Origin of the sequence: Streptomyces sp. NBC_00005 (genome assembly GCF_045160215.1) — a bacterium.
Classification (GTDB): Bacteria; Actinomycetota; Actinomycetes; order Streptomycetales; family Streptomycetaceae; genus Streptomyces.
The window spans coordinates 10,841,978-10,861,080 of sequence record NZ_CP108316.1 but is presented as its reverse complement, the minus strand read 5'-3'; the positions used below and the strand labels follow the sequence as shown (position 1 = coordinate 10,861,080).

Genomic DNA, 19,103 nt, shown 5'->3' with positions numbered 1-19,103 from the left:
CCGGTGAGCCGCATGAGCCAAGCAACCCCGACCCTCAGTCGCGTACGTCACTCACTCACCCCCTGGGCCCGGATCGCCGCACTGACCGTGTGCGCCCTGCTGACGCTGGGCCCGGTCATCTGGACCGTCGCCACCTCACTGCGCACTCCGGCCCAGTCCTTCGACCTGCCCCCGCAGATCATCCCGACGCACCCGACGACCGCGGCCTACCGCGGGGTCTTCCAGCAGATCGACGTGTGGCTGCTCGCCCTGAACTCCACACTGGTGACGGCACTGATCGCCGTCGGCCAGATGATCACGGCGGGCCTGGCCGGATACGCCTTCGCGCGCCTGGAGTTCCGTTTCAAGAAGCCGCTCTTCGGCCTGGTCCTGGCGACCATGATGGTGCCGTTGCAGGTCACCATCGTGCCGGTGTTCCTGGTGCTGAAGTCGATGGGCCTCACCGACACGCTCCTCGGCCTGATCATCCCGGCCTTCCCGACGGCCTTCGGCACTTTCCTGATGCGCCAGTACTTCCTCGGTATGCCCAAGGACCTGGGCGAGGCGGCCATGCTGGACGGCGCGGGGCCCTGGCGGATCTTCCGCTCGGTGTACGCGCCGCTGGCCACACCCGGCCTGGCGATCGTCGGCGTGCTGGCCTTCAACTACCACTGGAACGAGTTCTTCCGCCCGCTGATCCTGGAGACCTCCAGCCAGAACTACACGCTTCCGCTGGGTCTGGTCTCCCTGCAGGGCAACCTCGGCACCGGGTCGATCTCGGTGGTCCTGGCCGGGGTCGTGCTCTCGATGCTCCCCGCCCTCGCCGTGTTCGTCGTCGGCCAGCGCCCTCTGCGCGAGGGCATCACCTCGGCAGGAGTCAACCGTTGAGCAATGACCCCAACGCGCCGCGTTTCAGGGTCCGTCCGCCCGTCGGCTGGATCAACGACCCCAATGGGCCGTTCCATTGGCGGGACCGCTACCACCTCTTCTACCAACACAACCCCGACGCACCGGTGCACGCGAACGTCCACTGGGGTCATGCCTCCAGCACCGACCTCGCGCACTGGGAGCACCACCCGATCGCCCTCACCCCGACGCCCGGCGGCCCCGACGAGGCCGGCTGCTGGTCGGGCTGCGTGACCGACGACGCCGGCACACCGACCGCCGTATACACGGGAGTCGACCATTCCCACGCCGGACTCGGCACCATCTGCCTGGCGCGGGCGGCGGACCCGGACGACGAGCGGCTGACCGAGTGGAAGCCGCTGCCGACGCCGGTGGTGGCAGGGCCGCCGCCGGGACTGGACGTAGTGATGTTCCGCGACCCGTTCGTCTTCCGCCGCGCCAACAGGCGCTGGGCCCTCGTCGGGGCCGGGCACGCCGACGGCACGCCGTCGGTCCTGCTCTACGACTGCGACGACCTGACCGACTGGCGGTTCGCCGGTGTGCTGCTGGACGGCAAGGACCCGGTGGCCGCGGGTGTGTTCGGCGACAAGTCGGTGGGCTGGGAGTGCCCGCACCTGTACCGGACAGCAGGCGGCGACCACGTGCTTCTGGTGTCCCTGTGGGACGGAGATCCCTGCTCCACCGGATACCTGACCGGCCGTCTGCAGGCCGATGGCCAGCGCGCGTTGAGGTTTGTGCCGCGCGCCGGCGGCCGGCTCGACCAGGGGCGGGACTTCTACGCTCCCACCGTGCTCCAGGAGCCGGACCGCGCACTGCTGTGGGGCTGGTCGTGGGAGGCCCGCCCGCAAGAGGAGATACACCGGGCCGGATGGGCAGGCGTACTCACCGCGCCACGGGTCGTCGACATCCACACCGACGGTTCACTGCGGGTGAGTCCGGCCCCGGAACTCGACCTGCTGCGCCCGGCCGAGCCGTTCGTCACCGCGCCGGGCCGGGTTCCGCTTCCCCACACGTACGACCTGACGGTCACCGCATGCGAACCGACCACGGTAAGCCTGCTCCGGGACGCGGCGGGCCGGGAGCTGACCGTCCGGGCGGACCCCGCCTCGGGGACCGTCGTCCTCGACCGCAGCGCCTGGCCCCGGACCGGCAGGGAAGGCTCCGCCCCGATCACCGTGCACGTGCCGAAGGGGCCGGAACTCGCGCTACGGCTACTCGTCGACGGCTCGCTCCTCGAACTCTTCGTCGCGGAACGGGCCATGGTCACCGAGCGCGTCTACCGGCGCCCCGGCGACATCGCCGAACTGGTCGTCGACGGGCCGGGTGCCCGGGTCACCGGGTGGGCGCCGGACCCACGGAGGCGCGGCTGACCACAGGGCAGGCCAGGCGCCGGACGGTCGCGGGCGGCGCCTGGCCGGCTTCGATGGCGTCCAGGAGCAGCCGGGCCGCCGCCTCGCCCATCGCCCGGTGCGGCAGCGCGACCGAGGTGAGCGGCGGGGTGAGGAACGCGGCCATGTGCTCCTGGTCGTCGTAACCGACCACCGACAGATCGGCGGGCACGTCGATCCCGAGCCGGGTCGCGGCGTGCAGGACACCCGCCGCGACCCGGTCGTTGTAGCACAGGACACCAGTGGGGCGACGGCCCGGCTCGACCCCGTCGAGCAGGCGCAGCGCCCCCGCGTATCCCGCGGAGATCTCCCCGCCGCCGCGCACGATCCACTCCTTCGGCACGGTGACGCCCTCGGCGCGCAGCACGTCCCGGAAGCCGCGGGTACGTTCCACCGAGGCGATGTCGTCCAGACCGCCGATCACGGCGAGCCGGCGGTGGCCCGCACCGAGCAGCAGCCGGGCGGCGGTACGGCCACCGGCGCGCTCGGCAGGGACCACGGCGGGCAGGGAGTCGTCCTCGGGCAGGCAGTTGGCCAGCACGGAGTGGGTGCGGTGCAGGCCCTCGGGGACGTGGACCCGGCGCAGTGACATGGCCGCGTAGATGATGCCGTCCACGCGCCGGTTGAGCAGTTCCGCGACGGCCGCGTCCTCCTTGGCCGGGTCACCGCCGGAGTCGACGGTGAGGACCAGATGGTCGCTGTCCCAGGCGGTCTCCATGGCGCCGCGCAGCAGCCGACCGGCGAACGGCGAGGACGCGATCTCGTCGGTGACCAGCCCGATCACGGCCGTACGGCGACGGCGCAGACCGCGGGCCACCGGGTCGGGACGGTAGCCCAGCCGGGCCGCGGCCTGCCGGATGCGTTCCTGGGTGGCGGCCGAGAGGTTGCCCTCGGCCCGGCCGTTGAACACGAAGGACACCGCGGTGTGCGACACGCCGGCAAGCCGGGCGACGTCCCGTGACGTCGGGCGCCCGGTGCCCGTGCTCCTGCTCTCCTTGGCACCGCCCACGCCGTCCGCCGCCCTCGCCCAGCCCGTCCCTGTCGATCACCGTCCACCCTATCCGCGGGGAGCGCCACGGCACACGCGAGATCCTCTCAGGGCGCCGCGGCGTGGGCGTCCGATTTGACCACCGGATTCCTCGGAGGGCGGGGACTGCTTCCAACTGGGCGTAAGCACGTCATCCGCCGGCGATGCCGACCCACCGGCCCGGTGGCCGGTAGCGCGGGCCAGAGTGCGCAAGCCGCTCACGACGACCGGGCTGTGGTGGCGGACCTGACTGGCGCCCTCGCTGAAAGTGACGTCCTCGGTCCGGTGGACGGTGTTCTCGATGACCTAAGTGCGCGCGTGCCCGGGCCGCGATCTTCTTCGCGGTGGCCTGCTCGGCGCGCAGAGGGGTGACAGCGTAGGCGGTCTCCGCCTGCCGCTCCTTCTCGCCGATGCGGCGGCGCTTGCGGCGGACGCGCACCACCTGGCGGGCATGCAGGAAGCGCAGTCTGCTGACGGTGACGATCCTTCTCGACGGCCTTGCGCTGGAACCAGTCGGATCCGGGTGCCATAACAGCGAAGAGCGCGTCGGCATGAGGTCCGTAGGCGTAGAGCACGACCTCACCGCCTCCGAACTCGTTGCCGTCGAACTCGCCGACGTCAGCTTGTTCGATCGCCTCGGTCAACAGCAACTTGGCCTGGCGGACAGTCTCCCGTTGGTTCTGTCCGCCGAAGCCGTCGTCGGTCAGTCAATACCGAGCGATGACGGCCTGCTCGGCGTCGGTTTCGGTTGCTGCTCCGTCCATGTCGGCCATGGGGGAACGATCTCATCCCGGACCGACAGCAGGCGTGGTCGACCGACCGAGAGATTCCTACTTGACCGCTGGTTACTGTAATCCTGCTCATCCGGGCGTGGGTGGTGAGCCGACGCCAGCCGATCGCGGAAACCCTCACGCTCATCCGGTTGCGCGTATGGCCCGCGACCGGCGCGCTCATATCCGGCGGGTTGCTGTTCTACGCGCACTACCGGTAAGGCCGGCCCCTGGACGGTCACGTCACCGAGCAACCCGTCTCGATGCTCCTGGCGTTCCTGGAAGACCTTGAGTTGTATGCGGGCATCGCGCTGACCATCCTCGCGCTCGCTGCCCTGATCATGCTCTTCCCGCCCGGCGGCCTTGTTCTGGCAGGAGGTGGAGTGCTTGCTGGAGCAGCCGCCGCTGAAGCCGCCGTTCAGGCCGGTGCCCTGGGCGTCGCGGGTATCGCACTCATGGTGCAGAGTGCATCGAATGGATCCGGTGGAGTCCACAACGCGTGGCCCAGGAGTAAGCGCAAGGAGCGGACCAAGCCCGAGCACCGTGCAGATGTCCGCGGTGACGAAGGTAAGAGCCTCGGAGGCAAGAGCAAGTCTCATACCATCGACAAGCATGTCGACAAGACTACTGACGGCATGCGCAAACGCCTGCGCGAAGACCCGAAACTTAAGTCGGACTCGCGATACGTTGACGTCGATAAGGCCCAACGCTTCACGGACGAGACGCTAACTCAAACTCCAAACCAGCGGAAGATCTCTGAATGGCTAACCAAGGGCGCGAAGAATCCGCTGCGACTGGAAGCGGAGTGTGACGAGCCCACAGTGCTCCACCTCACTCGCTATGACTTCACTCACGGACAACCCACGACATGGGTGAACAAGGTTCGCGTCATCCTCAAAGCCGACCCGTCGGCGAAATCCGGATACCGCGTCCTCACCTCATTCCCCCAGCCCTAGTGCCCTCGGAGCACCTCATGAGCCAGCCGCCCCCTCCCGGACAGCGTTTCTACGAACTCGGCAGCCTGCTGCAAGCCTATGCACAGACAGGCTTCACCTTCTCCGACACCGCGGAGACCCCTGGTCCCGGCCTGGCCTCGTATCTCAGGATCGCCGCGAGGGACCCTGAACGCGCCGCAACGGCGCTCCGTCAAATTGATGACCTACTCTCCGTCGGGCTCTTCTCCGAAGAGATTGCAGATGAAGTGGAAAACCTGCCGCGCATCCGCCCGCCAATGGGGGCGAGCGTGGAGGATTGCCTGCGCATCGTCAGAGGCCATCTCTACCAGCTCCTGCAAGACCCATCCCGCGTCCCTTATGCGAATCCGCAGAACTCGTGGGAATGGAACGAGCGATTCCCTGCATTGAGTCAGTTGCTCGGAGCCTACTTTCATCGGGACTTCTCGTACATCTACGATTCACGCGATGAAGTTCTCGATGAGTACGTCAGCGAAGCCCTACCAGAAGACCGTGCACAGGCAGTGCAGGAGATGGGTGAACTCCTGGCCATGTCGTCCTCGGATCATGAACTCGACACGGCAACTGAGGCCCTGGGGCTCGACCTTCTGCCGCCGCAAGGCATGTCGCTCCGGCAATGGCTTGAGATGATCTGCCACCGGGTCGCTTTTAGTGATCGGCCCTGGAAATCTTTCGGGGGTTGACATGGAGCTTACGGAAGTGTGCAACGCCGGGGTCGCTCGACCCGGCTGTCCGGATCCCGATTCGGCTCCCGGTGGCTTCGGTGATGTGACAGAGTCTGTCGAACTGTCAGGCTTGAGGGGACTTCCATGGGATATGAAATCGTCACGCAGGATGTGGACGTCGAAGTGGATGGCTCCATAGCGATGACCGCTTACCTGGCCCGTCCAGCAGAGCCCGGCAGCCATCCGGCCGTGCTCGTCTGCTCCGAACTGTGGGGTGTGACCGAGGAGGTCCGGGACGTCGTGCGCCAGGTAGCGGCACTCGGCTATGTCGCGATCGCCCCGAACCTCTATCACCGCTCCGGCCCGGAGACAGCCGCCGGTCTGGAGGAGAGCGATGCGAACCGGCAGCGCGGCTTCGAACTGCTCGGTGAGCTAACCCGCGAGGGCGTCGAGGCAGATCTGCGCGCCTGCACCGCCTACGTCCGCGACCAGGCGGAGGCCACCGGGAAGACCGGAGTTCTCGGCTTCAGCCTCGGCGGCCACATCGCCTACTTCGCCGCAAGCCGGATCGACCTCGCGGCAGCGGCGATCTTCTACCCCGGCTGGCTGCCCGTCGCCGGCACCGCGCTGAGCCGTCCGGAACCGCTGCTGGAGGCAACCAGCTGTATCGCCGACCGCGATGTACGCATGCTCTTGTTCTTCGCGGAGCTCGACCACGTCATCGACGCGGATCAACGCAGCCGGATCGATCACGCGCTGACGACGGCGGGGGTACGCCACGAAACGGTCGTGTATCCGCAGGCCCAGCATGCCTTCTTCTTCCCTGGGCGTGGGGTCTACGACAAGGCTGCCGCCGAGGATTCCTGGACGCGTGTGCGTACCTTGTTCGCCGCCGAGCTCGGCCAATAGGACACCCTGGCCGGTCAGTTGGCGGCAGGTCTGTCGTCGTACCTGCCACTGTTGGCCAGGTTGAGGAGGCCCCCGGTCCACCGCATGCGACATGACGGGTTTTCGCGCCAGGTGGTGCCGCTCCGTCAACACCCGAAGGAGTCATGGAACAGACCACTTACAACGGCTAACACAAAGAGGTGGATCGTTCCTGGCTGCCGTGACTGGTGCGGGAGTTGAGCGTTCGGTCTGGTGTGGGGACGTCGCCGTGGATCGTGTCGGATGAGTTGTGGGACCGTCTGGAGCCGCTGCTGCCGCAGCGTGAGCGCAGGTTCCGGTATCCCGGCCGCAGGCCGTTGCCGGACCGGGAAGTGCTGTGCGGGATCCTGTACGTGCTGCATACGGGGATCCAGTGGGAGTACCTGCCGCAGGAGTTGGGGTTCGGGTCGGGCATGACGTGCTGGCGACGGCTGCGGGACTGGAACGAGGCCGGCGTGTGGCTGCGGCTGCACGAGGTCCTGCTGGCCGAGTTGAACGCGGCCTCGCGGCTGGACTGGTCAAGGTGTGTGGTCGATTCCTCCCACGTCAGGGCGCTAAAAGGGGGATCTATACGGGCCCCTCGCCGGTCGGCCGGGGCCGGGCCGGCTCGAAGCACCATCTGATCACCGACGGGCACGGCACCCCGCTCGCGGTGCTGCTGATCGGCGGCAACCGCAACGACGTCACGCAACTGCTGCCACTGCTCGATGCGATCCCGCCGGTCCGCGGCCGGGTTGGCCGTCCTCGACGCAAGCCGGACTCGCTGTTCGCTGACCGGGGCTACGACCATGACATCTACCGTGACCAGGTCCGCGCCCGGGGCATCGTGCCCGCGATCGCCAGACGCGGCACCCTGCACGGCACGGGACTGGGCACCTACCGGTGGGTCGTAGAACGGAGTTTCGCGTGGCTGCACGGCTTCCGACGTCTGCGGATCCGATGGGAACGGCGCGCCGACATTCACGAAGCATTCCTCAAACTCGCCTGCTGCCTCATCACCCACCGACAACTCGGCTCATTGTGTGAGAAGGCGTGAGGTGTCTGCGTCAGCGGAGCATCCCGACGGCGATGGCCACCACGGCGCCAGCCATCGCCAGGCCGACCATGAGGTTCGTGAGAGCGCCCTCTCCCTTGTACCCCGGCAGTTCGATCCTCGTTGGCTTAGCCGGGTCGTACCGAACGCTGACCTTGCTGCCCGCGTCAGAACCCCACTCAGGTGGATAGGGCTTGCCCAACAGGGACTTGACCTCGACCGGCTCTCCGTCTGGAGGGGTGAAGGCGACCACAGGGTAGAAGCGCGGGTCGCCGTCGGTGTCCTTGTCCTCATCCACACGGACGATCTCGGCTTCGATCCACCGTCCTCGCGCATTGAGACGGTACTTGTCCCACGCCCCCGTGAAGAACCCGAGGGCGAGTCCTCCCAACACGACGGCGAAGAACCATCCGAGGACATGTTCCCAACTCATGCCCGCAGGCTACGGCCTTGCTACGGGGAGAGTCGATGGAGCGGAGGTCCGACCGCTTCGATCGTGAAGCCGACGAAGAGGTCCGGCTGGGAGCGCGAGGCGCACGGGCCGGTCGAGTTCATAGATCATTTCGTTAGGACTTCTTAGCCTCGCCGTTTCGTTTGGGTATGGCGGATGTTGACGCGGAAACGCGAAAGTGTGGCTTCGTAGGTGACGGTGGACTCCACTTGTAGGTCAGTTCTGACTCCACCCGATGCGTTGGGGGCCGGATTTTGTAGGTGAGAAATGACTCCACCTGGCGGCCCCGCTGCGGCGGGTGCAGGTGTTCGAGGGTGCTAAGTTCGGGCCTACTTTTGTGGGGTCTTGGAACTTAGAGATGCCGCGGGTAGGGGCGCCGTCGCGAGCGCCGCGATACCGCCGCCCGGACCAGCGGAATCTCTTAGTGATCGAGCGATGATCGGTCGTGGCGACGGACCCGCGAGGGCGGTTTGCCGTCGGGGGTGGGCTGAGTAGTGCCCGACGCGCTCGGCCGAGAATTGACAGTTTGTTACTCGCTACTACTGGGTTCTCTGGTACGTCCGGCCGAAACGGTCGAAACCTGACAGGGCGCGCATGCCCCACGCCTCCGAATTTGCGTTAGAGCGCACTCCGACTCCTAGGTTCGGAAGCATGCGATACATCAAACTCGGAACGACCGGACTGGAAGTCTCCGCCATCACCCTCGGCGGCATGAGCTTCGGCGAGCCGGACCGGGGCGGCGAGCCCTGGTCGCTGGGCGCGGACGCCAGCCGGGACATCATCAAGCAGGCCCTCGAGGGCGGCGTCAACTTCCTCGACACGGCCAATGGGTACAGCGCCGGAAGCAGCGAGGAGATCGTCGGCCAGGCGGTCAAGGACTTCACCCGGCGCGAGGAGGTCGTTCTCTCCACCAAGGTCTGGATGCGGATGCGCCCCGGCCCGAACGGCGCCGGGCTGTCCCGCAAGGCGATCTTCGCCGAGCTCGACGCCTCCCTGAAGCGACTGGGGACCGACTACATCGACCTGTACCAGATCCACCGCTGGGACTACGACACCCCGATCGAGGAAACCCTCGAGGCGCTGCACGACGCAGTCAAGTCCGGGAAGGTCCGCTACATCGGAGCCTCTTCCATGCACGCCTGGCAGTTCGCCAAGGCCCTGTATCTGGCTGACCTGAACGGCTGGACCCGGTTCGTGTCGATGCAGGACCACTACAACCTCATCCACCGGGAAGCAGAGCGGGAGATGCTCCCGCTCTGCGCCGACCAGGGCATCGGCGTGATCCCGTGGAGCCCGCTGGCGCGGGGCAGGCTGACGCGGGTCCGGGACACCGCCACGGCGCGTGCCGGGACCGACCCGGGCGGCAAGATCCTCTACCGCGACGAGGACCAGGCAGTGGCCGAGCGCGTCCACGAGATCGCGGGCAAGCGGGGTCTGTCCCCGGCCCAGGTCGCCCTGGCCTGGGTCATGCGCAACCCGGCGGTGACCTCGCCCATCGTCGGGGTCACCAAGCCGGCCCAGCTGGCCGACGCGGTCGCCGCGGTGGACGTCGAACTCGACGAGGACGAGGCCGCCTACTTGGAGGAGCCCTACCAGCCGCACGAGGTCGCCTACCTGGAGGAGTCCTTCTACAAGCCGCGCCCTGTGGCGGGCTCCCGGTAGTGCGGGCTACCGCCGGGCCTTCGACGAGTCCTTGGCCTCGGCCTTCACAGCCCTGTGGTGGGCCCGGCGGTGCTTGCGGGCGGTCGCGCGCAACTGCATGATCTGCGCGCTGCCCGCCAGCGGGGTGAGCAGGATGCCCGCCACCGCGGCCAGCAGCAGGGCCACGCGCAGCGGAACGTGCCCATGGCCACCGAAGTAGCTGACGTCCACCGACTGCTCCTGAGTTTGGTCAATTGGTGAGAGGTTTCGCGGGTAGGGGCGGCAGGCTGATGTGACGCGGGCACCGGGATCCGTTTTGACGTGGGACTCCTACATCTCTACATCTGAAAACGGAGCACCGGTGCCCGCCGCCGAAGCATGGGTGGCTTCGTAGTCGAGAACGGACACCACTTATCGACGAGTTTGGGCAGCACTTGTTGATCGCAGAGCCTCGAAATGTCGATGAGAACTGGCACCGGTCGGTCGCCTCCCCGCCGTAGCCATGACCAGTCTTGATCATGTGTGGGCTCTTGCCGCAGGATTGCCGGATGGCGACTTTGGAGCTGGTGTGGGACATGGACGGCACGCTGCTGGATTCCACTGTGGTGGTGCCGGCGGCCTTCGTTGCTGCGGTGCGAGAGCTCGGCGGGCCCAGTGTGGGCCCCGAAGAGGTGGTCGCCTCCTACTCCCGCGGAACGCCCGAGGTGATCTTGGCTCACCTGGTCGGACGTGAACTCGCGCTGGACGAGACCGAGGTGTACTACCGCAAGCTGAAGGACGTCGAGGTCGCTCCTTACCCGGGGGTGGCCCATGTGCTGGGCGCCCTTCGGGAAAGCGGCCGTGCTGTGGCGGTGTTCACTGGTGCCAGCAGTCGTGCTGGAGCGATGCTGCTGAGGGCCGCGGGTCTCGACGTCGACGTACTCATCGGCGGAGACCACGTGCAGCGGCCCAAGCCGGCCGGCGACGGCCTGGTCCTTGCCGCTGAGCAACTCGGCGTCGCACCAGCTGATCTGGCCTATATCGGAGACTCCCCACTCGACTTGCGTGCTGCCGCCGCCGCGGGAAGTGTCAGTGCCGCTGCCGCGTGGGGACACCAGTACGACGGTGCGGAACCGTCCGACGCCACCTTGACCAGGCCGGAGGAGGCATTGGGGCTGCTCGCAGGTGACCACGACGGTGAACGTCCCGCGGCCGGAGCCGTCTGATTGATCTGCGAGCAAGCCCAGCACTCACCCCGGGGTGACGTCCTCAGCGGGCGTTGTCTTGTGCGGCGGCCCGGGCCTGGGTGAGGGCCAGGCGATAGGATTCGGTGCCGGTCTGTATCAGGTTGCCGCCGAAGGTGAGCCGGTCGACGATGGCCGCGCAGAGCCGGGGATCGGTGAAGGTCTTGGTCCAGCCGCTGAAACTCTCGTTCGAGGCGATGGCGACGCTGTTCTTCTCCTCACGCTCCGTCAGAACCTGGAACAGCAGCTCAGCGCCCCTGCGGTCCAGCTCCATATAGCCCAGCTCATCGATGCACACAAGATCGACTCGGCCGTACCGGGCGATGGTCTTGGTCAGCACCTTCTCGTCCGCGGCCTCGACCAGCTCGTTGACGAGCTTGGTCGCGAGCGTGTAGCGGACGCGGTAGCCGGCCATCGCTGCCTCGGTGCCCAGTGCGATCAGCAGGTGCGACTTGCCGGTGCCCGAGTCGCCGATCAGGCAGAGCGGCAGGCCCTTCTTGACCCACTCGCAGGTCGCCAGGGTGTGGATGACCGCCGGGTCAACGTTGGGGTTCGCGTCGAAGTCGAAGGCCCGCAGTGATTTCTCGCGGGGGAAGGCTGCGGCCTTGATCCGTCGTTCCGAGCGGCGGCGGGCCCGGTCGTCGCACTCGGCCATCAGCAGTTCGGCGAGGAACCCGCGATACGACATCTGGTCACGGGCGGCTGCTTCGGCCAGCTCGGGGAACTGGGCCCGGATGGTGGGCAGTCGCAGCATGCGGCACGCCTGGTCGACGGCAGCGTCGGCTGCCTGTTCGGTCAGTCCGCGGTGGCGCTTGAACGTCGTCAAGGCCTGTCTCCCTCGACGGCGGGACGGTCCGGCCGCTGCCGTGGCCGCAGCAGCTGGTCGTAGGCCGCGACCGACGGCAGCGGCCGGTTGTCGGGCGGCAAGTGGGCCAGCCGCCGTTCGGTCAGGAACGTCACCCTCGCCCGGTCCGGCTCTGGATCAAGCGGCGAGGGCGGTGCCTCGTCGGCCTCGGCAGCTTTGCGGGCCTCCAGCGCGACCGCGTCCGCGGTCAGTGCGCCGGCCCGCAGGGCGGCGGCGAGCCCGGTCACCAGGTACTCTTGGTGAAGATGCCGGCCCAGCAGCAGGACCTCGATCAGTGCCCGGGTCCCGTCCCGGTCGCCGTGGGCCTTGCAGGCCGCCGCCCACCAGGCGTCATGGACAGGGGTGAACTTGCCTGCGGAGCGGGCCTGTTCCAGCGCGGTCGCGCCGGGGAAGGCACCCGGCTTGCGGACCAGGGCCTCCAGGTAGTGATCCAGGTCCAGGCGGGACTGGCCCTTGGCGATCAGCCGTTCGTGCCGGGCGACCTCGTTGCGACCGTCGTAGACGACGACCTCGGAGGCGTGCAGCATCACCCGGACGGTGCGGCCGATCAGCCCCACGGGCACCGAATAGCGGTTCGTGCGGACGCTGACCTGTGCGTATCGGTCCACCCGCAGGCTGAACAGCCGGCCGGTCTCGAACGGCTCGTCCGGCAGTGGCCGCAGCAGTGGGCGTTCGACGGTGAAGTACTCGCCGATCGTCCTGGGCCGCGACCGGATGCGGCGGTCGTCGTCCTCGGCGTCCCATTGCTCGACCATCGCGTTGAGTTCGGCGAGGGAGGCGACTTCCGGGACGGGGACCAGGTGGTTGCGCCTGAACCAGCCGATCTGGCCTTCCACCCCGCCCTTCTCATGGGCCCCTTCGAGTCCCCGGCGGCAGTACATGCTTTCGATGCCGTAGTGCGAACGGAACGCAGTCCAGCGCTCGTTCTCCACCCTCGCTCTCGACAGGCCCAGCACCCGGGCGACCGCGGCCCGCAGGTTGTCATAGCGCACCTTGCCGCAGGGAACGCCGCCCAGCACGCTGAGAGCGTGGACGTGGCCTTCGAAGAACGCCTCCTGCCCGCAGGAGGCGAAGATGCGGTGCACCGCCTTGCCGGAATACGACAGACGCATCGCGAACAGGAACACCTTGACCTGCTCGCCAGCCAGACGGATCATCACGTCCCCGAAGTCGACCTCGGCTTCCGTCCCCGGCATGTGGGTCTGCGGGATGAACGCGTTCAGCGGCCCGCGTCCCGCCTCGATCCGTATCTGCGGCCGGCGGACAGCGACATAGGCCCGCACCATCGGATAGGTTCACCCCCACCGCACCGTGCTCGTCCAGCAGCCGGTCGAAGATCCGCTTGACGGTGTGCCGCTGCTTGCGCGGCGCGTCCAGATCCGCCCGCAGCATCTGGTCGATCACCGGCTTGAACACATCCAGCCGCGTCTTGCGGGGCGGAAGCTGCTTGCGCGGCGCCGGCCACACCGACTCCAGCGCCAGCGCGACCGTCCGTCGGCCCACCCCGTACTTCGCCGACAAAGCCCTGCTGGACAGCCCTTCGACCCGAGCGTCATGGCGTATCGCCGCGTACAACTCGACCTTCGAAAGGGGCACTTGAGCCACCCAGGGCTAGCTGATGCACCCCGATACTCCCACCGCAAGGCCCCCAGTGGAGTCAAAACTCACCGACATCAGCTCTCCACCTACAGCACTGGAGTCAGAACCCACCCACCACTGGCCTCAAAACTCACCTACAAAGCCAAAAGTGCCTTCCTGACCTGGGACGATGAAACTTGCTGAGGGGTTCTGTCGGTCCAGGCGGAGGGCACTTCCAACCTGCAGGATGCGTCCCAAGATCCATGTCAGAGCCGATGGTTCGGGGGTGGTCGGTCATGCCGGACCCCGCAACATCCGCATTCGGGGCGCCTTGGCGGGCCCGGGCCACTTGTACACCCGGGCCCGCCGAGGCGCCCCACGCACAAGCGGCCGTTCGCCGCTCAGCGCGCCCCGAAGACGATGCCCGGGCGCGAGGACAGGGGGCACGGGGATCTGCTGTGCGGAGCGGTTCATTCGTCCAGGAGAAGTTTCTCCCGCAGCTGCGCCAGCGTCCGGGCCAGCAGCCGGGACACATGCATCTGCGAGACCCCGACTTCCTGCGCGATCTGCGACAGCGTCATGTTGCCGAAGAACCGCAGCAGCAGGATCTGTTTCTCCCGGGGCGGCAGGTCCTCCAGGAGCGGCTTGAGCGACGCCCGGTACTCGACGCCCTCCAGCGCCTCCTCTTCTGCCCCCAGTTTGTCCGCGACCGCCGCGGCCGCCACCCGCTCGCCGTCCGTGTCGGGGATGTCCAGGGACAGCGTGGAGTACGCGTTGGCCGACTCCAGACCTTCCAGGACCTCCTCCTCCGAGATGCCCAGCTTCTCGGCCAGCTCGTGGACCGTGGGCGAGCGGCCATGCCGCTGTGAAAGCTCCGCCGTCGCCGTGGTCAGCGCGAGGCGCAGCTCCTGGAGCCTGCGCGGGACGCTCACCGCCCAGCCCTTGTCACGGAAGTGCCGCTTGATCTCGCCGACGACCGTCGGGGTCGCGTAGGTCGAGAACTCGACGCCGCGCTCCGGGTCGAAACGGTCCACCGACTTGATCAGCCCGATGGTGGCGATCTGGGTGAGGTCGTCCAGCGGCTCACCACGGTTGCGGAAGCGTCGCGCGAGATGCTCGACGAGCGGCAGGTGCATACGAACCAGCCGGTTGCGCAGCTCCGCGTACTCGACGCTGCCCTCCTGCAGCATGCGCAGCTCGACGAACAACGTCCGTGCTCCGCTACGGTCGCTGGAGGGTTCGGCGTGGTAGGCAGGCCGGGGGGCCGGCTGCGCCCTCGTCCGCCGCTTGACCCTGATCAATGCCGACTCGACGTCCTGGGCTGTGGCAACGAACGAACCGACCGGTCCTTCACTCGCCATCAGGGTTTCGCACAGTGCGGCAGCATCGTCATCATCCCGGTGGTCGACCATCACTGCCTCCCCTCGCCCGCGTCGATGACACCCAGCTCCTGCAGTTCCCTGCGCACATCTTCCAAGGCCTGGCGGGCACGGTGCAGGTGCACGCGTGCCGTCGCCACCTGGATACACATCTCTTTCGCGGCATCCCCCAGCGATTGCCCGGCAATCGCGCAGCGGCCCATGACTTCGCGCTGCTTGTCGCTGAGGGACACGATGCGCTCCAAAACCGTGCGGTAGGCGCCGCGCGCGTCCATCCAGGACGCCAAGTCCACTTCCGCCGCGGCCTGATCATGCCTTTCCGCGTCGAAGCCGACCGCGCGAGCCTCCTTCTGCAACCGCAGCACCTCACGGACAACAGTGGTGCGCAGCCAAGCCGGCCAGGCCCGCACCGGTTCGAGGTGCGGAGCGTTCCAGCGCCGCCAGCACTGCAGGAATGCCTCCTGCACGGCATCGTCGGCCAGGGTGCGACGCCCTCCGCAGACGAAGATCGCCTGCGCTAGCAAAGGCCGGTACCACTGACGGAACAGCGCGTCGAACTCCTCCTCGGGCGGGGCCGTCATTGAGGTTCCTGCACGTCCAGGCGCACACTCCATGCAGTGCCGTCCTGATCGCTCACCTCAGCCAGCCCTCCTCGGACGGACAGTTCACGCGCCATCAGGGCCATGGCCCGGGCACGCATGTATTCCCTCAGCAGGTAACCGCAGGTCCGTGCGGCAGCGCCAGCAGCGGCCGTCACCCCGGTGCCCACTATCACCCAACTCCACTGCGGCGTCACGGCGTTGACCTCCCGAGGCTCGCTATGCGATTACCAAGAAGAGGAAATCGACACCGAAAACGTGTACACGCCCCCAGTGGGCGAGATGATGACAAGGCTCCTTGCCCGGCGGGACCTCTACGTCCGGTCCCTCAGCGCGCTCCTGGATGAGTGCGCGGCCGGGCTAGTGCTGTGACCGCGTAGGTTCGCCGGGTTGGTGGTCGTGGCGGTTGGATGTGCGGTGACGTCCGTTCCGATCACTGGAGGCGCGGTGGCTGAGCCCGTCCGTGTGCGCAGACTGACCGACCAAGAGGGGCAGAAGCTGCAGCAGATCGTGCGTCGGGGCAGTGCCAGCACGGTGCGCTATCGGCGGGCGATGATGCTGCTCGCCTCGGCCGGCGGGAACCGGGTGCCGGTGATCGCCCAGCTGCTCCAAGCCGACGAGGACACTGTCCGAGATGTGATCCACCGGTTCAACGAGATCGGCCTGGCCTGCCTGAACCCTCAATGGGCGGGAGGCCGTCCCCGCCGACTCAGCCCTGACGACGAGGACTTCGTCGTGGCGACGGCCACCATCCGCCCGGCCAAACTGGACCAGCCCTTCACTCGCTGGTCACTGCGCAAGCTGGCCGCCTACCTGCGGAAAGTCCACGGCCGGGTGATCCGCATCGGCCGCGAAGCATTACGCTGCCTGCTCGCTCGACGCGGCGTCACTTTCCAGCGCACCAAGACGTGGAAGGAGTCCCCCGACCCCGAACGCGAGGCGAAGCTGGGCCGCATCGAAGAGGTGCTGGACCACTTCCCGGACCGGGTCTTCGCCTGCGACGAATTCGGCCCGCTCGGGATCCGGCCCACTGCAGGCTCGGGCTGGGCCAGGCAGCAGCGCCCGGACCGGTTGCCGGCCACCTACCACCGCACCCACGGAGTGCGCTACTTCCACGGCTGTTACTCGGTCGGCGACGACCGCCTGTGGGGCGTCAACCACCGCAGGAAAGGCGCCGCGAACACCCTGGCCGCGCTGAAGTCGATCCGCGCCGCCCGGCCCGACGGCGCACCCATCTACGTGATCATGGACAACTTGTCCGCCCACAAGGGCGCAGACATACGCCGCTGGGCGAAGAAGAGCAAGGTCGAGTTGTGCTTCACGCCAACCTACGCCTCGTGGGCCAACCCGATCGAGGCGCACTTCGGACCGCTGCGGCAGTTCACCCTTGCCAACTCCCACCACCCCAACCACACGGTGCAGGCCCGGGCCCTGCACGCCTACCTGCGCTGGCGCAACGCCAACGCCCGCCACCCCGACGTGTTGGCCGCCCAGCGCCGGGAGCGCGCACGGATCCGCAGCGAGAAAAGCATCCGCTGGGGCGGCAGACCCGCGCTCGCGGCGTGAGATCCGGTCAGAGTACTCCCGCGACGTCTTCAGACGCCCAGGTACGGAACATCGAGAGCGCCTCGGTCAGGTTGCCTGGCCCACACGCAATGTGAAAGGTCCTCTCGGACGTCCAGGCCATCACCCAGTCGTGCTCACCCCGAGTGACCCGCTGCCGGGGGTACTCCCGGTCCGTCATGTGATCATCCGTGTCCGGCCTCCTAGACCACGTCACATCGTGCCCGGCAGCGCGGACACCTGAGCCCGGCTGGCCGCAACCATTTCCGCACCTCGCGGGTCTCACCTGTGAAGCACGGCGGGCCGGGACCCTCCCGGCGCGCGGGGAAGGTTTCGGTCGGATGGCAAGACGATCACGGGTACGCGCGGTCGCGACGGCGGCGGCGGGCGCGGTGGCGCTGGTGGCGGGGGTGTTCGGCACGGGTCCGGCCCGCGCCGACACGGCGGACGCCGCACGAGGGATGACGGTCCAGTTCGCCGAGCACGAGCTCTTCATCGGGACGGAGCCGGCGAGCGTGAACCTGTCCTACCGGTGGAAGGTGGCCGGCGGGGGCACGGCACACCACGTCCACCTGACCGTCGACCTGTCCGGTGTGGCCGACTTCGCCGAGCCGGCACCGTCGGAGCACTGCAAGGGCAACCTCTGCACGCTGGACATGGCGTCCGCCACCTCGGACTTCCACGCCATCACGCTGGTGCCGAAGCCCGGTGCGGCTGTCGGCAGCAGCGGCACCGTGACCGTCTCCGGCACGGCGTCGGACGCCACCGTCACCGGCGACCACCTCACCCTGACCAACGGCGCGACGCAGCTGAAGGTGAGCGCGTCCGCCGAGCAGCTGCACCAGGTGCCGGGCGACACGCTGACCTTCCCGCTCGACGTGTGGAACAACGGCCAACTCCCGGCGGCCAAGGGGGTGGAGCTGCGGATCGACACCACCGCCGGGCTGCACCTCCAGGGCTCCTGGGCCAACTGCCGCGACGTGCCCGCGAGCGACCGCGGGGGGCACATCGTGCGCGAGACCCTGTGCGACTTCCCCACCCCGGTGGAGCCCGGCCAGCAGTACGCGTTGTCGTCGCCGCTGCGCGTCAAGGTCGGCGACGAAGCCCTGCGCGACAAGATCTTCTACGAATTCACCCCGCTGACCAGCGCCGCCCCGGCGAACGGCCCCGGGACCCCGCTGACCCTGGTCCCGAGGGGCGCGATGCCGTCCGATGGGAACATCGACCCGTACTTCACCACCTACGTCAACAGCGTCAACCACGCCGACTTCGCCGTCACCGGGGACACCGTCACCGGGCGGCGCGGCGGTCACGCCACGCTGCACGCCACGGTGATCGACCGGGGGCCGGCGGTGGTGGAGGACCTCCTCGACGACGACGCCTTCCTCCCGGTCCTCGTCAAGCTGCCGCCGGGCACGAAGGCCACGAAGATCCCGGACAACTGCCAGCCGCCGCCCACGGACGACGGGTCGGACCCCGGCCCCCGGATGGGCCGGTCCTCCTACCAGTGCTACTTCGGCGACCCCGCCCCGGGGGACAGACACGTCCTGTCGTTCACCGTCGCTATCGGCCCCCGTACCCCGACCGTCTCCACGGGCCAGGTCCGCACGCTGGAGGTCATGAAGGGGCTCGACCCCGACGCCTCCAACGACAGCGCGGCGCTGACCCTGCGGCTGGCGCAGGGCGGCTCCGCGGCCGGAGCGTCCGGCTCCGTTTCGGGCGGCCCTTCCGCAGGGTCCGGACCGCTGGCCGACACCGGATTCGGCGGCGGCTGGATCGCCTGGGCGGCCGGCGCGCTGCTGCTGGCTGGTGGTATGGCCCTAGCGCTCTCCCGACGGTCCCGCGGTGGGAACTGACACGTCGTCCGGGTGTCAGAACCAGTGCAGGGTGCATTGCCCGTCTTCTACGGAGAGCCGGCGGTGGTGTGTACCACCGCCGCCTGGCCCGCGACTACGAAGCCCTCCCGCCCCGCTCTGCCGCCATGATCTACCTTGCGATGATCGCCCTGATGGCCCGCCGACTCACCAGAGAATCCACCCCGATCTGGCGAGGGCTCTAATGCCTCATCAAAGCCGCATCTCCGGACGAAACATCGGAAGAAAACGCTCTCTGAGGACCCGCCGCCCGCTTCGAAC

18 protein-coding genes and 2 pseudogenes are annotated in these 19,103 nt (G+C 68.0%); 12 read left to right on the top strand and 8 right to left on the bottom strand.

Annotation, left to right across the window (positions count from 1 at the left end; all coding sequences use genetic code 11):
- Window positions 1–12: 12 nt before the first annotated feature.
- Window positions 13–867 carry a carbohydrate ABC transporter permease gene (locus OG303_RS49695; protein ID WP_405876773.1) on the top strand — a complete coding sequence of 285 codons (855 nt, stop codon included), beginning with the start codon at window positions 13–15 and terminating at the stop codon, window positions 865–867.
- Window positions 864–2,255 (top strand): glycoside hydrolase family 32 protein, encoded by a 1,392-nt coding sequence (locus OG303_RS49690; RefSeq protein WP_405876771.1) that lies wholly within the window; start codon window positions 864–866, stop codon window positions 2,253–2,255. Before OG303_RS49695 ends, OG303_RS49690 begins: the two co-directional genes overlap by 4 nt.
- On the opposite strand, the gene OG303_RS49685 is transcribed toward OG303_RS49690, so the two are convergent.
- A complete protein-coding gene (locus OG303_RS49685) occupies window positions 2,218–3,282 on the bottom strand; it encodes a LacI family DNA-binding transcriptional regulator (protein ID WP_405876769.1) in 1,065 nt (354 codons plus the stop codon). The two genes, OG303_RS49690 and OG303_RS49685, sit on opposite strands and share 38 nt — an antisense overlap.
- 494 nt (window positions 3,283–3,776) lie before the next feature.
- Here OG303_RS49685 and OG303_RS49680 point away from each other — a divergent pair, with 494 nt between their 5' ends.
- The 5 genes from OG303_RS49680 to OG303_RS49660 all read left to right on the top strand — a co-directional run bounded on the left by OG303_RS49680 (window position 3,777) and on the right by OG303_RS49660 (window position 7,672).
- Window positions 3,777–4,154, top strand: coding sequence for a hypothetical protein (locus OG303_RS49680; RefSeq protein WP_405876767.1), 378 nt, complete (start codon window positions 3,777–3,779; stop codon window positions 4,152–4,154).
- Window positions 4,155–4,333: 179 nt separating this feature from the next.
- Window positions 4,334–5,026 carry an RNase A-like domain-containing protein gene (locus OG303_RS49675; RefSeq protein ID WP_405876765.1) on the top strand — a complete coding sequence of 231 codons (693 nt, stop codon included), beginning with the start codon at window positions 4,334–4,336 and terminating at the stop codon, window positions 5,024–5,026.
- Window positions 5,027–5,043: 17 nt separating this feature from the next.
- The gene (locus OG303_RS49670; protein WP_405876763.1) at window positions 5,044–5,727 is read left to right on the top strand and encodes a contact-dependent growth inhibition system immunity protein; all 684 of its coding nucleotides are present in this window, start codon (window positions 5,044–5,046) and stop codon (window positions 5,725–5,727) included.
- 126 nt (window positions 5,728–5,853) lie between these two features.
- Window positions 5,854–6,618 carry a dienelactone hydrolase family protein gene (locus OG303_RS49665; protein ID WP_405876761.1) on the top strand — a complete coding sequence of 255 codons (765 nt, stop codon included), beginning with the start codon at window positions 5,854–5,856 and terminating at the stop codon, window positions 6,616–6,618.
- 233 nt (window positions 6,619–6,851) lie between these two features.
- A protein-coding gene (locus OG303_RS49660) for an IS5 family transposase (protein ID WP_405877869.1) occupies window positions 6,852–7,672 on the top strand; the annotation gives its coding sequence in 2 pieces (ribosomal slippage) (window positions 6,852–7,175 and window positions 7,178–7,672; 819 coding nt in all).
- A gap of 10 nt (window positions 7,673–7,682) precedes the next feature.
- Here the strand turns inward: OG303_RS49660 and OG303_RS49655 are convergent.
- Entirely contained in the window at window positions 7,683–8,102 is a 420-nt protein-coding gene (locus OG303_RS49655; protein ID WP_405876759.1) for a DUF3592 domain-containing protein, read from the bottom strand.
- 669 nt (window positions 8,103–8,771) lie between these two features.
- Between OG303_RS49655 and OG303_RS49650 the strand changes: the two genes are divergently transcribed.
- A complete protein-coding gene (locus tag OG303_RS49650) occupies window positions 8,772–9,782 on the top strand; it encodes an aldo/keto reductase (protein ID WP_405876757.1) in 1,011 nt (336 codons plus the stop codon).
- A gap of 6 nt (window positions 9,783–9,788) precedes the next feature.
- On the opposite strand, the gene OG303_RS49645 is transcribed toward OG303_RS49650, so the two are convergent.
- Window positions 9,789–9,992 carry a lipopolysaccharide assembly LapA domain-containing protein gene (locus OG303_RS49645; RefSeq protein ID WP_405876755.1) on the bottom strand — a complete coding sequence of 68 codons (204 nt, stop codon included), beginning with the start codon at window positions 9,990–9,992 and terminating at the stop codon, window positions 9,789–9,791.
- Window positions 9,993–10,309: 317 nt separating this feature from the next.
- Here OG303_RS49645 and OG303_RS49640 point away from each other — a divergent pair, with 317 nt between their 5' ends.
- Window positions 10,310–10,966, top strand: coding sequence for an HAD family hydrolase (locus OG303_RS49640; RefSeq protein WP_405876753.1), 657 nt, complete (start codon window positions 10,310–10,312; stop codon window positions 10,964–10,966).
- A gap of 43 nt (window positions 10,967–11,009) precedes the next feature.
- Here OG303_RS49640 and istB read toward each other — a convergent pair whose 3' ends face one another.
- From istB to OG303_RS49620, 4 genes and pseudogenes are all read right to left on the bottom strand, one after another.
- Window positions 11,010–11,810 carry an IS21-like element helper ATPase IstB gene (istB, locus tag OG303_RS49635; RefSeq protein ID WP_405876751.1) on the bottom strand — a complete coding sequence of 267 codons (801 nt, stop codon included), beginning with the start codon at window positions 11,808–11,810 and terminating at the stop codon, window positions 11,010–11,012.
- A pseudogene (istA, locus tag OG303_RS49630) lies at window positions 11,807–13,445 on the bottom strand (IS21 family transposase). The gene istB and the pseudogene istA overlap by 4 nt, the downstream one beginning before the upstream one ends.
- A 452-nt stretch (window positions 13,446–13,897) precedes the next feature.
- Window positions 13,898–14,839, bottom strand: a complete 942-nt coding sequence (locus OG303_RS49625) for an RNA polymerase sigma factor SigF (protein WP_405876749.1) — start codon at window positions 14,837–14,839, stop codon at window positions 13,898–13,900.
- Window positions 14,839–15,387 carry an RNA polymerase sigma factor gene (locus OG303_RS49620; RefSeq protein ID WP_405876747.1) on the bottom strand — a complete coding sequence of 183 codons (549 nt, stop codon included), beginning with the start codon at window positions 15,385–15,387 and terminating at the stop codon, window positions 14,839–14,841. Before OG303_RS49620 ends, OG303_RS49625 begins: the two co-directional genes overlap by 1 nt.
- A gap of 465 nt (window positions 15,388–15,852) precedes the next feature.
- On the opposite strand from OG303_RS49620, the gene OG303_RS49615 reads away from it, so the two are divergent.
- Window positions 15,853–16,971: an IS630 family transposase gene (locus OG303_RS49615; RefSeq protein ID WP_405876745.1), complete on the top strand. Its 1,119-nt coding sequence runs from the start codon at window positions 15,853–15,855 to the stop codon at window positions 16,969–16,971.
- A 7-nt stretch (window positions 16,972–16,978) separates the two neighbouring features.
- Here the strand turns inward: OG303_RS49615 and OG303_RS49610 are convergent, their stop codons facing one another.
- Window positions 16,979–17,149 (bottom strand): Imm53 family immunity protein, encoded by a 171-nt coding sequence (locus OG303_RS49610; protein ID WP_327425921.1) that lies wholly within the window; start codon window positions 17,147–17,149, stop codon window positions 16,979–16,981.
- A gap of 160 nt (window positions 17,150–17,309) precedes the next feature.
- Here OG303_RS49610 and OG303_RS49605 point away from each other — a divergent pair, with 160 nt between their 5' ends.
- Together OG303_RS49605 and OG303_RS49600 are read left to right on the top strand one after the other, a co-directional pair.
- Window positions 17,310–18,824, top strand: coding sequence for a hypothetical protein (locus OG303_RS49605; protein WP_405876743.1), 1,515 nt, complete (start codon window positions 17,310–17,312; stop codon window positions 18,822–18,824).
- Between the two features lie 68 nt (window positions 18,825–18,892).
- Window positions 18,893–19,027 (top strand): annotated as a pseudogene (locus OG303_RS49600) (IS5/IS1182 family transposase); the annotation flags it as partial.
- Window positions 19,028–19,103 lie beyond the last annotated feature (76 nt).

Bases quoted from the DNA above. Each gene is read 5' to 3' on its own strand.
- OG303_RS49695 (WP_405876773.1), top strand. From the start codon at position 13: ATGAGCCAAGCAACCCCGACCCTCAGTCGCGTACGTCACTCACTCACC.
- OG303_RS49675 (WP_405876765.1), top strand. From the start codon at position 4,334: ATGCTCCTGGCGTTCCTGGAAGACCTTGAGTTGTATGCGGGCATCGCG.
- OG303_RS49670 (WP_405876763.1), top strand. From the start codon at position 5,044: ATGAGCCAGCCGCCCCCTCCCGGACAGCGTTTCTACGAACTCGGCAGC.
- OG303_RS49665 (WP_405876761.1), top strand. From the start codon at position 5,854: ATGGGATATGAAATCGTCACGCAGGATGTGGACGTCGAAGTGGATGGC.
- OG303_RS49655 (WP_405876759.1), bottom strand. From the start codon at position 8,102: ATGAGTTGGGAACATGTCCTCGGATGGTTCTTCGCCGTCGTGTTGGGA.
- OG303_RS49650 (WP_405876757.1), top strand. From the start codon at position 8,772: ATGCGATACATCAAACTCGGAACGACCGGACTGGAAGTCTCCGCCATC.
- OG303_RS49640 (WP_405876753.1), top strand. From the start codon at position 10,310: ATGGCGACTTTGGAGCTGGTGTGGGACATGGACGGCACGCTGCTGGAT.
- OG303_RS49625 (WP_405876749.1), bottom strand. From the start codon at position 14,839: ATGGTCGACCACCGGGATGATGACGATGCTGCCGCACTGTGCGAAACC.
- OG303_RS49620 (WP_405876747.1), bottom strand. From the start codon at position 15,387: ATGACGGCCCCGCCCGAGGAGGAGTTCGACGCGCTGTTCCGTCAGTGG.
- OG303_RS49610 (WP_327425921.1), bottom strand. From the start codon at position 17,149: ATGACGGACCGGGAGTACCCCCGGCAGCGGGTCACTCGGGGTGAGCAC.
- OG303_RS49605 (WP_405876743.1), top strand. From the start codon at position 17,310: ATGGCAAGACGATCACGGGTACGCGCGGTCGCGACGGCGGCGGCGGGC.